Source organism: Martelella lutilitoris, from assembly GCF_005924265.1.
Taxonomy (GTDB): Bacteria; Pseudomonadota; Alphaproteobacteria; order Rhizobiales; family Rhizobiaceae; genus Martelella; species Martelella lutilitoris.
The window spans coordinates 110,409-123,129 of record NZ_VCLB01000003.1; the positions used below are offsets into that span (position 1 = coordinate 110,409).

11 protein-coding genes are annotated in these 12,721 nt (G+C 62.9%); 5 read left to right on the forward strand and 6 right to left on the reverse strand.

Annotated elements, in window-relative coordinates; translation table 11 throughout:
* Positions 1-13: 13 nt before the first annotated feature.
* The 3 genes from FF124_RS05625 to FF124_RS05635 form a co-directional block, all read right to left on the reverse strand.
* On the reverse strand, positions 14-1,051 hold the full coding sequence (locus tag FF124_RS05625) for a TRAP transporter substrate-binding protein (protein ID WP_138747519.1): 1,038 nt from the start codon (positions 1,049-1,051) through the stop codon (positions 14-16).
* 350 nt (positions 1,052-1,401) lie between these two features.
* Positions 1,402-2,208 carry an IclR family transcriptional regulator gene (locus FF124_RS05630; protein WP_187326826.1) on the reverse strand — a complete coding sequence of 269 codons (807 nt, stop codon included), beginning with the start codon at positions 2,206-2,208 and terminating at the stop codon, positions 1,402-1,404.
* A 154-nt stretch (positions 2,209-2,362) separates the two neighbouring features.
* Entirely contained in the window at positions 2,363-4,057 is a 1,695-nt protein-coding gene (locus FF124_RS05635) for a thiamine pyrophosphate-binding protein (RefSeq protein ID WP_138747521.1), read from the reverse strand.
* Positions 4,058-4,242: 185 nt separating this feature from the next.
* Between FF124_RS05635 and FF124_RS05640 the strand changes: the two genes are divergently transcribed.
* Genes FF124_RS05640 through FF124_RS05650 form a run of 3 tightly spaced genes read left to right on the forward strand, consistent with a single transcriptional unit; the run spans position 4,243 to position 7,009 of the window.
* Complete coding sequence (locus tag FF124_RS05640; protein WP_138747522.1) at positions 4,243-5,268, forward strand: LacI family DNA-binding transcriptional regulator; 1,026 nt, start codon at positions 4,243-4,245, stop codon at positions 5,266-5,268.
* A 32-nt stretch (positions 5,269-5,300) separates the two neighbouring features.
* Positions 5,301-6,251: a 3-hydroxyacyl-CoA dehydrogenase family protein gene (locus FF124_RS05645; RefSeq protein ID WP_210237443.1), complete on the forward strand. Its 951-nt coding sequence runs from the start codon at positions 5,301-5,303 to the stop codon at positions 6,249-6,251.
* Positions 6,248-7,009, forward strand: a complete 762-nt coding sequence (locus FF124_RS05650) for an SDR family NAD(P)-dependent oxidoreductase (RefSeq protein WP_138747523.1) — start codon at positions 6,248-6,250, stop codon at positions 7,007-7,009. Before FF124_RS05645 ends, FF124_RS05650 begins: the two co-directional genes overlap by 4 nt.
* A gap of 171 nt (positions 7,010-7,180) precedes the next feature.
* Here the strand turns inward: FF124_RS05650 and FF124_RS05655 are convergent, their stop codons facing one another.
* From FF124_RS05655 to FF124_RS05665, 3 genes are all read right to left on the reverse strand, one after another.
* On the reverse strand, positions 7,181-8,266 hold the full coding sequence (locus FF124_RS05655; RefSeq protein WP_138747524.1) for an FAD-binding oxidoreductase: 1,086 nt from the start codon (positions 8,264-8,266) through the stop codon (positions 7,181-7,183).
* Position 8,267: 1 nt separating this feature from the next.
* Positions 8,268-9,512, reverse strand: coding sequence for an aromatic ring-hydroxylating oxygenase subunit alpha (locus tag FF124_RS05660; protein WP_138747525.1), 1,245 nt, complete (start codon positions 9,510-9,512; stop codon positions 8,268-8,270).
* A 127-nt stretch (positions 9,513-9,639) separates the two neighbouring features.
* The gene (locus FF124_RS05665) at positions 9,640-10,014 is read right to left on the reverse strand and encodes a RidA family protein (protein WP_138747526.1); all 375 of its coding nucleotides are present in this window, start codon (positions 10,012-10,014) and stop codon (positions 9,640-9,642) included.
* Between the two features lie 68 nt (positions 10,015-10,082).
* Here FF124_RS05665 and FF124_RS05670 point away from each other — a divergent pair, with 68 nt between their 5' ends.
* Both FF124_RS05670 and FF124_RS05675 read left to right on the forward strand, forming a co-directional pair.
* A complete protein-coding gene (locus FF124_RS05670) occupies positions 10,083-11,060 on the forward strand; it encodes an L-threonylcarbamoyladenylate synthase (protein ID WP_138747527.1) in 978 nt (325 codons plus the stop codon).
* Between the two features lie 4 nt (positions 11,061-11,064).
* Entirely contained in the window at positions 11,065-12,489 is a 1,425-nt protein-coding gene (locus FF124_RS05675; protein WP_138747528.1) for an FAD-binding oxidoreductase, read from the forward strand.
* The last annotated feature ends 232 nt before the right edge of the window (positions 12,490-12,721 follow it).

Sequence of the window (12,721 nt, forward strand, 5' to 3'; positions counted from 1 at the left end):
CTTGCCAGCAAACTCAGCGCTGGCTTTCAGCCTCCTCGGTCGCGGCAAAGATGCGGTCGACCCACTCCTGGCCGTCATCGCCCATCTTGCGCAGCACCATGTCGATGTAAGGTTGCTGGGCGAGCTCGCGGAACTCCTTGAGTTCGGCGGCAGTTGGGTAATAGAAGGTCGCACCTTCGGCTTCCATTGCTTCCTGGATCACCAGCGAGCTGAGATAGGACTGGGCGTTGCCCATGCGCGAGCAGAGATCGCCGGCCCTCAGCATCAAGGTCTGGTTTTCCGGTGACAGCGACTGGAAGAACTCCTCATTGATGAGGATGGGATGCAGGTTGTAGCTGTGCCGGGTCATGGTGACGTAGGGGTTCACCTCATAGAGCTTCTGCGAATACATCGAATAAAGCTCGGTATCGTGACCTTCCGCCATGCCTGATTGCAGCGCGGTATAGAGCTCGCTCCAGCTGATCGTCACCGTGTTGGCGCCCCAGGAGCGGAACATGGCCAGAAGCCCGGGATTCTCGGGCACGCGCATTTTCATGCCATTCATATCGGCAACGCTGTGGATCGGCTTTTCGGAGTAGATGTTGCGGAAACCCGCCCCTTCCGGCCAGGCCAGAACCCGAAGGCCGGTTTTCTCAAGGAAAGCATCGGCCAGCTCATCGCCCAGCGGCCCTTCCATCACCTGCCAGGCGGTCAGGCTGTCGGGGAAGACATAGGGTATCTGCGTGATCGCCATTTCCGGCAAGAAGGGAACCATGATCGAGGTATAGGTGCCGACCATCTGGATCACGCCGGCCTGCGCCGATTCGATCATCGCGCGGGCGCCGCCAAGCGAACTGTCGGGATAAACATCAAGCTCGATCTGGCCGTCGGAAGACGTGCTCAGATAGTCCTTCATTGCCGCGACACAGGCCGTGCGACCGGCGCCCGGCAGGTGCAGATCACCCTCCGAACCGTGTCCGATCTTGATGACGATCGGCTCGGCGCTCGCAGCGGCGGCGAATGTGCTGACGGCCATCGACAGACCGACGGCAAAAGCTGCAAATTTCTTCATAAATTCCTCCCAGCCCCGTTTCCTCCTCCTGGGAAGCGATCAAGCCGGCTCTCCTCACCGTGTGATCAACAACCCGTGGCCTGGGACAACAGCCACTTTTGAAATTCTATTTCAAAAACGCGGATATGTCGACAGGACTTGCCAGCATAAATTGCTCAAACCGCCGCGATTCTCCCCTTTTTGACTCTTTTTTGACTTCGGGAACGGTCGGCAACATGCGCGGCGCCTCCCCCTCTGCTCCATGCGCGAGAATGTGCAGACGCGCGTCATCGGCCTGTCGAGCAAAGGCTCGCCGGGTCTGCCGCGAAGGCATAAGGAGAAGAGCCCGGCGTTTGCCCAAACCGGCCTGCTCAGAGTATGCCGCGGGCGACGTGCTCTATCTCACGGGCCACGTCCAGAAGCCTGGGACCAAGGTCGCGTTCCAGCCGCTCATTGGTAACGATCGAACGCAGCCCGCCGACATTGATGCCGTAGACCGGATACCCATCTGGCCGACGCACCACGGCGCCCGCCGAATTGGCTTCAACGATCCAGTCGCCATCGCTCAGCGCGAAACCGTGCTCCTGAGCGAAGGCGATTTGCGCCCGCGCCTTGGCTTCCACGGCAGGCCAGTTGTCGCCGAAATTTCCGGAGACCGCGCTGATCTGCGCCTCCCGTTCCTTTTCCGGCAGAGCCGCAAGATAGGCCCTGCCCATGCCGGTGCAGATCAGCGGAATACGCGAGCCGACGCCAAGCCGGATGGCCATCGACGCCTTGGTGCGGCAGGCCTCGATATAGATGATCTCATTGCCATCGGCCGTGCCGAGATAGACGCTGGCATTGGCATATTCGGCAAGCGACTGCATGTAGGGCCGCGCGATGTCGCGGATTTCCATCTGCGCCATCACGTCATAACCGAGCGTGAGAACGGCCGGCCCCAGGGAATAGCGCCCCACTTCCTCGTCGTAGTTGAGATAGCCGAGTTCCGTTAGCGTAAAGGTGAGTCGCGAGACGGTTGCCTTGGACAGCCCCACGCGCGCGGCAATTTCGGCATTGCCGATCGGCCTGTTGTCAGGGCCGAACGCCTTGAGAACCGCCAGGCCGCGCGCAAGGCCGGAATTGATCCTGTAGTCTTTTGTGCTGCTGGACGCAGGCGGCGCTTGTCTTCTTCTGACCAAGGCAGGTTCCATCCCGGAAATGTTGGGAAAATGTTGCCAAAGTGGAGACATAACCAGAAGAAAGTCCAAATGCAAACGCCGAGAACGCGCCGGCGGCTCCGCTTTCATGCCGCCCACCGACGTCTCCCCCTTCGCATCCTGCAACATCATCATCTCAGACCGCAACCGGCGACCAGGCCTCAGGCGCACGCGGATGGATATCCGTCACGACGTCAATCAGCGCGGGCTTGCGCGCTGCAATCGCGGCCTTGAGCACCGGCCCGAGATCCTCGGCGCGCTCCACGCGATAACCGTCGACCCCGAAGGTTTTGGCGAGCGCGCAGAAATCCGTCGGGCCGAAGCGGTTGATCTCTTCCGGCGACCCTGAACGCCCGTCGTAAAAGGAGGCCACCTTGGGCGTGCCCTGCCCGAAACCGGAATTGTTGTTGATCACGGTCACGACCGGAATATTCCAGCGCCGCTGGGTTTCGAGTTCGCTCAGGTGATAATAGAACGCCCCGTCTCCCGAAAAGCAGACAACAGGTCGCTCCGGCGCACCGCATTGCGCGCCAAGCGCTGCGGGAAAGGCCCAGCCGAGCGAGCCGGCCGCCCTCAAATAGCTCTGCCCGGGATGCGGCAGGTCCACCATCGTCGCGGTCCAGATGCCGGAATAGCCGGTATCGGCCACCAGAACCGCGTTTTCCGGCAGGGCTTCGGAGATTTCGCGGCAGAGCCGCTCCACCCTGAGCGGAGCCGCGTCCGAATGCATCGCGGGCTCCACGCGGCGCCACCATTCGGCGACCGCAGCCGTCGCGTGCGCGGCAAAATCCGCCCATGCCGTCTGCGGCGTCACATGCGCGGCAAGATCGGCCACAGCCTGGCGCGGACATCCCCATACCGCGGTGACGCCGGGATAGTTGCGGCCGATCTCCTGACCGTCGAGATCGATCTGGATGATCGCCGTCCCTTGCGCGGGCACGGTATAGTTATTGGTGGGCTGATCGCCTGCATGGCAGCCGATATAGATGACCAGATCGGCCTCGTGGACAAGCCGGTTTGCGGGCGGCGCGGAATAGGTGCCGACCGTGCCGATATGCAGCGGATGCGTCGTCGGCACGATGGTGCGCCCGCCAAGCGAGGTCGCCACCGGAATCTTGCAGGCTTCGGCGAAGGCGCGGATTTCGGCATGGGCCTCGACCTGGATCGCCCCGGCGCCGACGACCATCACCGGTCGTTTCGCCTGCGCAAGCCGCGCCGCGGCCGCCTCGATCATCGCCCTGGAGGCAATCGGGCGATCGGCGGGCAGCCGGCCGAGCGCCGGATCGGGCAGAACGGGTGACGGCACCGTGCCCTTTTCGATGATTTCGCCCCCAAGCCCGTTCAGATCCAGATGCACCGGGCGCGGCGAGCCGTCCGTTGCCATGCGGAAGGCCTGCGGCAGAAGATGGGGCAGTTCGCGCGCCTCGGCCACATCCATGCTGGCCTTGGTGACGGACTGGAACGGGGGCGCATGCGGCACCTCCTGATAGGCGTTGCGATAGCGCAGCATCGGCTCCTTGCGCCCGGTCAGGGCCACGACCGGCGCGCGGTGCAGATAGGCATCCTGGAGGCCGGCGGCCAGGTTCGCAGCCCCCACCGACTGCGACATGCAGACGCCGACGCGATTGCTCGCCCGCGCATAGCCATCGGCCATATAGACGGCGGACTTTTCCGAATGCGCCAGAATGCGTTTGATGCCGAGCTCCTCCATCTCGACCAGCGTTGGGCGCAAGATCGCGTCCATGAAGAAGACATGGGTGACACCGAGCGCCTCAAAGGATTCCGCGATATAGCGCGCGCCGTTCATGGCGGCCTGACCGTTTTCCGACATATCGCTTTTCTCCTCCCAATTTGAAAGCGCTTTCAAAAATGAGTGATTCCATATTAATTGTTTTATTTCAATACAAATTATCTAGAGATATCGAATAAGGGCATAGAAATGAATTCGTTTGCAATTGATGCGGCCGTCGCTAAGATCGCCGTTGACGAAGAGATTCGAACCGAGAGTACAGAGCCGTGCCGCGAAAGGATGACATGCAGCTCGCCGCCAGGCGGGTAAGGATGGAAGAGGTTGCGCGGGTCGCGGGCGTCTCGCTTGCCACCGTGTCGCGCGCGCTCAAGGCGCCCGAAACCGTCTCGAAAAAACGCCTCGCCCTCGTTCGGGAGGCGGCGGAACGTCTGGGCTATGCGCCGAACCGGATTGCCGGCAGCCTGGCGGGCACAAGCTCGCCGCTGATCGGCGTGATCGTTCCGAGCCTGACCAACGCGTTCTTCGCCGCAACGCTCGACCGGATGTCGGCGATTCTCGAGGAGGCCGGCTATCAGATGATGATCGGCCAGCATGACTATGACATCGAGCGCGAGGAACGGATCGTGACCGCCTTTGCCAGCTGGAACCCGGCAGCGCTCGTGGTCACCGGCCGCGATCACACGCGCGGCACCCTTGCCTTGCTGACCGCGGCCACCTGCCCGGTGGTGGAAATGTGGGACCATGACGAGCGCCCGATCGACAGCGCGATCGGTTTTTCCAACCGCAGGGCCGGACAACTGGCGGGGCGCTATTTTGCAGAAGGCGGGTTTGAAAGGGTCGCCTTTGTCGGCGCGATCCTGTCGAGCGACCCTCGCGCGGCAGCCCGCGCCGAAGGCTTTGCGGAACGTTTCACCGAAGGCGGCAGACAAGCGCCCCTCATCATGACAGCGGCCGGGCGCGATATCGCCGAAGGCGGCATCGCCCTCAGGCAGGTTCTGCAACAACAGCCCGACACCCGGGCCATCGCCTTTTCCGGCGATATGCTCGCTGTCGGCGCGATGTTCGAGGCGGCGCGATTGGGACTTAGCATCCCCGAGGACATAGCCATCATGGGCTATGGCGATCTCGATATCGCCGCCTGCACCAATCCGCCGCTGACAACAATCCGGCCGCCGCACGAAAAGATCGGCAAGGCCGTGGCGAAGCATCTTCTGGACCGGATCGGACATGACGACGCGGGGCGGGAGAACCTCGACCTCGGCGTCGAACTGGTCGTGCGCGCGACGGCCTGACGAGTGACGAGGCAAAAGGGAGGGGAGGCCCGATGTCGATAAAGGAAGTAGCCGTGATCGGCGCCGGCACCATGGGCCATGCGCTGGCGCTGGTGCATGCGCTCGGCGGATGCCGCGTGATGCTGCATGATGCGGCCGCCGAGGTGCTGGCGCGCGCGCCGACCCTGATCGCCGCGGCCAGCCACACGCTTTGCGAGGCCGGCACGATCTCAACAGACGAAGCCGAAGCCGCGCGCAACCGCGTGCTCCTCGCAGACACGATCGAACAGGCTGTCGCGAATGCCGATCTGATCGTCGAGGCCGTGGTGGAAAAGGCCGAGGTGAAACGCACCGTGTTCGGGCACATCGACCGCTTCGCCCCGGCTTCGGCCATCCTTGCCTCCAATACATCCTATCTCGATATCTTTCCGCTGATCCCGGCGGCGAGGCAGAAAAACGCGGCAATCGCGCACTGGTATTCGCCCCCCTATATCGTCGATCTGGTGGATATCGCGCCGGGTCCGTCGACCGCGCGAGAAGTGATCGCGACATTGCACGCGCTCTATGAGGGTTTCGGCAAGGCGCCGCTGGTGTTTGACCGGCTGGTGCCCGGCTACGTCGCGAACCGGCTGCAGGCAGCCCTCAATCTCGAATGCCTGCGGATGATCGACGAGGGGTGGGCGAGCGCGGAAGATATCGATTTTTCGATCCGGCACGGACTGGTCGATCGCCTGGCGCTTCTCGGCCATATGCGCAAGATGGACTACACCGGCCTTGAAATGATCAGCAACGGTCTTGCCGCGCGCACCTATCAGCCGCCGGAAAACGCCGGATACAGCGCCGTCCTCGCCCGCCTCATTGAGGAGGGACGAACCGGCGTGCGCGCCGGCAAGGGTTTCTACGATTACGGCGACGAACCGGTGGAGGATCTGCTGCACCGGCGCGATCTGGGCCTTCTGCAGCTGAAGAAAATGCTTTCAAAGACAACGGGAGGACAGGGATGATCAGGGCTGATCTGACGGGAAAACGCGCGCTGGTGACGGGCGGCGCTTCGGGCATCGGGCTGGCAACGGTGACGATGCTGGCGGAAATGGGCGCAAAGGTGGCGATCAACCATCTGGAAGGCGATCCGGCCGGCCCGGAGAAGGTGACCGAACTTGCGGCGCAGGGGCTGGACGTGATCGCAGCGCCCGGCAACATCTCGATCCCCGGCAATGCCGAAGCCATGGTCGACACCGCCATCGAGGCCATGGGCGGGCTCGACTATCTCGTCAACAATGCCGGCACATCCGGCACCAAGGACAAGATCCCGCCCTCCGATCTGGACAAGATGACGGAGGATTTCTGGCAGCTTCTCATCGGCACCAATCTGATCGGCCCGTTTCGCTGCGCCCATGCGGCCGCCCCCGCCCTGAAGCAGAGCCGCGGCGCGATCGTCAACATGGCCTCGATCGCCGGCATCGGCCAGCAGGGCAGCTCGATCGCCTATGCCGCCAGCAAATCCGGGCTCGTCAGCCTGACGCGGAGCCTGGCGCGCGGCCTTGCGCCGGAAGTGCGGGTGAACGCGGTCGCCCCCGGCCAGACGCGCACGCCCTGGACCGACAGCTGGCCGGAGGAGCGCAAGCAATGGGCCCGCGATCTCGCCGTCTTGAAACGCCGCTCGGAACCGGAAGACATCGCCGAAGCCGTGCTCTATCTCTGCGCCGGCGCCAGCATGGTGACCGGCCACGTCTTGGTGGTCGACGGCGGCATGACGCTGTGACGACCATCGGGCTCCGGCCGTTCCACCCGACCCGGTATGTCCCGATCAGCCTTTCTCCCCGCAACCGCCGCAAGACCTGACCTTCAGGCCGCGATTGCCGTCATAGACGCAGGAACAGGCGGAGGCTCGTCAGAACTTTGAGCCGCGGGCGGACGTTCGGGAAGAGGCCCCTTAAGCCTCCACCTCGACATCCGACAACGGGCGCGAGCAGCAGGCGAGGATGTAGCCCTCCTCGATCTCGTCATCGAGAATGCCGCCATTGTGCTGCATGTCGACCTTGCCGGACCTGCACATGGTGCGGCAGGTGCCGCAGATGCCGCTCTCGCAGGCTGCCGGGATCCGCACGCCGGCATTGCGCGCCGTCTGCAGGATGGTGAAGCCGGGCTGCACTTCCGCCGTTACGCCGGAATCGGCGAATTCGACGGTGAACAGCTTTTCCTCGTCGCCGCTCTCGCCGATAAACACGGCCGGCGGCGGCACCTCGGGCTTGAAGGTCTCCTGGAAATAATTGTTTTCCATGTCGAAATTGGAGCTTTCGAGCGAATCCCTCACCGTTGCCATGAACGGGTCCGGCCCGCAGCAGAAGACGCGCCGCTCCAGGAAATCCGGCACCAGAAGCGCGATCTTGGCGCGGTCGATAAACCCTCTGAGCCCCGACCACAGCTGGGTGCGCTCAAGCTCGGAGACGATGAAGCCGAGATTGAAGAACGGCATATAGCGCGCCTTGTACTCCAGTTCCCAGCGGAAGATGATGTCGCTCGGCGAGCGGGCGCAATGGATGAAGGCGATGTCGGTGTCAGGGTCGCGGTCGCCCAGATCACGGGTCATCGACATCATCGGCGTGATTCCCGAGCCGGCGGAGATGAACAGGTATTTCTCCGCCGGATGCTCGACGTAGGAGAAATCGCCGAGCGGACCGATCGCCTTCAGCTTCATGCCCGGATGCAGGTTCTCGAACATCCAGCGCGTGCCGATACTGTCCTTCTGCGCCTTCACCGTCACGGCGATGGTGAAGGGCCGGGTCGGACTGGAGGAGATCGTGTAGGTGCGCATGATCGGTTCCGGACCGACCGGCAGTTCCAGCGTGATGTACTGGCCCGGCAGGTAGCGAAACCAGATGTTTTCCTCCTCCGCCTTGAAGGTGAAGGTCATCACGTCCGGGGCTTCCGGGGTCCAGGCGACGCATTCGAGCATGTGCTCGCGGCCATTCCACGGCACCATTTCATCGATATGTTTGAACGGCTTCGACTTCAGCATATCAGGCGACGATGGAAAGAGGCGCGTTTTCGTCGGACAGGCGTTCGAGCGAGTGATTGGCGTACCATTCGACAAACTGCATCACGCCGCCTTCGTCCTCGGGTGAATAAGGGCCGGGCTCATAGGCGGGCGAGCGGATGCCACGGGCGTTTTCCTCGACGATCTGGCGGTCCTGGTCATTGGTGAAGGTCCACACATGGGTGAGCTCGTCGAGATCGTAGTCGATGCCCTCGACCGCATCCTTCGGCACCAGCCAGGTGGTGGTGACCTCCGTCTCTTCGGGTCCGATCGGCAGGACGCGGAAGGAGATCGCGTGATCGCCTAGAAAGTGGTTCCAGGTGGTCGGATAATGAAACAGAACCAGCGCGCCAATGCCGGCGGCGGCCGTCTTCTCGCCCATCGGCTTGCGCACGGCCCGCTTGCCCGACATGGTGTAGCTTTCCGCGCCTGCAATCAGCGGCATGCGGGCGATGCGGAACTGGCCGTCCGGATTGATGAAGAACCTGGCCTCAAGCCCGGCCGCCTCGCAATGGGCCCAGTGCGCCTGGATTTCGGGATCGTCCATCATGCCCTGAACCCCGGTCACCGAGGCGGCTTCGGGATAGGTGCGGCAAAGCTCAGGATGATTGGCAGCGCAGTGGTAGCACTCGCGGTTGTTTTCCCAGACCAGCTTCCAGTTGCCCTTCTCGACGATCGTGCTCTTGAAGGCGACCTTGGTGTCGCGGATGTTATGGGGCGCGATATAGGGCGAAATCGCCTCGCGCAGCGGCGCAATATCCGGCGCCGCGTCTGCCAGACAGATGAAGACATAGCCCTCGATGCTCTCGCAATGGACAGGCTTCAGACCGAATTTCGACTTGTCGAAATCCTCGCCCATATGGCGCACATATTGCAGCGTCCCGTCGAGATCATAGGTCCACTGGTGATAGGGGCAGACGAGTTTGGCCGTGGTGCCCTTGTCGGCCGAGCAGACGCGCGAGCCGCGATGGCGACAGGAATTGTGCAGCGCCCGGATAACCTTGTCGCGCCCGCGCGTGAGGATGACGGAATAGTCGCCAACCTGGATCGTCAGGTAATTGCCCGGCCGAGCGAGTTCGCAATCATGGGCGACGAACAGCCAGTCGCGGTAATAGAAATTCTCCATATCGACCCGGAAATAATCGGGATCGGTGTAGAAGGCGCGGGACAGGGTAAAACCGTCCTGACGGCTCTTCAGTTCGTCGAGCATTTTCTGGCGTATGGTCATGGGCAGCCTCCGCGGCGAAGACGGACAATAAGGCGCATTAAACCATCGCCGGTTGCGCCTTCGCGTCCCAATCACGACATGACTTTCGGAAATGACGACACGGGAAAATTCGCACCGGCCGCCGGCATCAGCGCGGCAAAAGCGCTATCACCTCGATCTCAATCCGGTATTTCGGCTCGATCAGGCCGCATTCCAGCATGGTCGCCGCCGGCGGATTATCGCCGAAGGTTTCGGCGAGAAGCGGCCAACAGGCCGAAAAATCAGCGGCATCCGGCAGGTAGTAGGTCACCCGCACGACATCTTCAAAACCGCAGCCGGCTTCGCAAAGCGCGCTTCCGATCGCCGCAAGCGCCGAACGGCACTGGCCGACGATATCCTCCGGAATATCCTCCCCCTGCGCCGTCGTGCCTGCGACATGGACAAAGCCGCCGGCCACCACCGCGCGGCAATAGCCGATCTTCTTCTCGTAAATGCCGCCGGAGGCAATCCGTCTGATCGTCATCAGAAAATCCTTTGTTGTGCCGGGCCTTTGTTTTAAACGGGAAACACTCATACAGGAACGGGTTTAACATGGCGCGCATCATCGACATCGCGGTTGAGGAAGACATGGCGCTGGCTGAAGGCAGCGCGCTTCTCTTGGCCGGCGAACTGGTCGCCATGCCGACGGAAACCGTCTATGGCCTTGCCGCCGATGCGACGAACCCCCAGGCAATCGCGAAAATCTATGCCGCCAAGGGCCGGCCTGCCTTCAACCCGTTGATCTGCCACATGTCCGGGCTTGAAATGGCCGAGGATTATGCCGTCTTTTCGCCTCTGGCACGCACGCTCGCGCAAGCCTTCTGGCCCGGCCCGCTGACCCTCGTTCTGCCGCTGAAACAGGGGGCTGCGATCGCGCCTGCGGCAACGGCAAACCTGCCAACCATCGGCGTGCGCGTGCCCCAGGGCTTTGCCGGGCGGCTGATCGCGGAAACCGGACGGCCGCTGGCTGCCCCCAGCGCCAACACATCCGGCAGGATCAGCCCGACAACGGCTGCTCATGTGGAGGCTGATCTTGGTGAAAAGCTGCGGCTTATTCTCGATGCCGGACCGGCGGAGGTCGGCGTGGAATCGACGATCCTGAAGGTCGAGGACGAGACGATCACCCTGCTCCGGCCGGGCGGCATTTCCGCGGCCGAGGTCGAGGCGCTGACCGACAGGCGGGTAGCAAGACTGCAGCAAAAGACCGCCATTGTCGCTCCGGGCATGATGGTTTCGCATTATGCGCCGAAGGCCGCCGTCCGCCTCGACGCGACGCGGGTGGAAGACGGCGAGGCGCTGGTGCTGTTCGGGCCTTGCCAGGTCGAAAACGCCTCTGCCGCGCACGCCACCTTCCAACTGAGCGCCAAGGGCGATCTTGCGGAAGCGGCAAGCCGGTTATACGACACGATGATAGAGGCCGATCTGAGCGGCGCGACCGCCATTGTCTTCGCCCCGATCCCGAAAGAGGGTATCGGCGAGGCGATCAATGACAGGCTTTCCCGCGCCGCCGCACCCCGGAAGGATGACTGACTGCATGACCACGCCCGCCCCCGAGCTCATCGCCCGCTTTTCCGAGATTGTCGGCACGCCTCACGCGCTGACCGAAGCCGCCGATATCGAGCCCTACCTCACCGAAAACCGGGGGCTTTACCGAGGCAAGACCGTGCTCGTCCTCAAACCCGGCTCGACGGAAGAGGTCTCTGCCATCCTGAGGCTTGCCAGCGAGACGAAGACCCCGGTGGTTCCCGCCGGCGGCCGCACCGGCCATGTCGGCGGCCATGTGCCACGCGAAGAAGGCACGGACATCGTGCTGTCGCTGGAACGCATGGGCAAGATCCGCAAGATCGACACCTCGGCCAATGTCGTCATCGCCGATGGCGGCGCGATCCTCGCCGATGTGCAGAAGGCGGCGCGCGACAATGACCGGCTGTTTCCGCTCTCGCTCGGCTCGGAAGGCTCGGCGATGATCGGCGGCAACCTTTCCACCAATGCCGGCGGCACGGCGGTGCTCGCCTATGGCAATATGCGCGCGCTCTGCCTCGGCCTTGAGGTGGTGCTGCCGACTGGCGAGATCTGGAACGGGCTCAGAAGCCTGAAGAAGGACAATACCGGCTATGACCTGCGCGACCTCTTCATCGGCGCGGAAGGCACGCTCGGCATCATCACTGGCGCGGTGCTGAAGCTTTTCCCGAAACCGCGCGGCCATCAGGTTGCCTTTGCCGCCGTCGCAAGCCCGGAAAAGGCGCTCGACCTTTTCAATATGGCGTCGAACCGCTGCGCCTCGGCGCTGACCGGGTTTGAATTCATGGCCCGCATGGCCTTCGATTTCACCGTCAAGCATACCGACGGCGCGCGCGATCCGCTTGCGGCAAAATACCCCTGGTACACGTTGATCGACATTTCCACCTCCGACAGCCAGCAATCCGCCGACCGGATGATGGAGGCCCTGCTGGAGGAAGCCTTCGAGGCAGGACTTGTGGAAGACGCGGTGATTGCCAAGTCGCAAGGCGAGATCGACGAATTATGGCACATGCGCAACACCATGTCGGAGGCGCAGAAGCCCGAGGGCGGCTCGATCAAGCACGACGTCTCCGTGCCGGTCTCCGCCATTCCGGCCTTCCTGCACGAGGCCGATGCGGCCGTCATGGAAGCAATTCCCGGCGCGCGCATCTGCGCCTTCGGCCATCTCGGCGACGGCAATATCCATTACAACATCTCCCAGCCGGAAGGTGCCGACAAGGCGGAATTCGTTGCCCGCTGGGGGGAAATCAACACAATCGTCCACGCCATCGTGCTTTCCCATGGCGGCTCGATCTCCGCCGAACACGGCATCGGCCGGCTGAAGCGCGACGAACTGGCCGAGATCCGCGAACCGATCGAGATCGACCTGATGCATCGCATCAAGCAGGTCTTCGACCCTGCCGGGATCATGAATCCCGACAAGGTGCTGAAGGTCTGAGTGGCGCTGGCGCAAAAGACGCCTCGTCAATTCCCGAGTCTCACAACCCCGTCATGCCGGCCTTGAGCCGGCATCCAGGGCCGCACGAGAAAACCTACCTGTTTCATATTACCGCTGACCTACCAGCTCTGCGCCAAGTTTCGCCGAAAGTGCCGACGCTTCCCGGGTCGCCCTGGACCCCGGCTCAAGGCCGGGGTAACGGCGTGGTGTGGGCGGGCAGCCAGGAGCACCT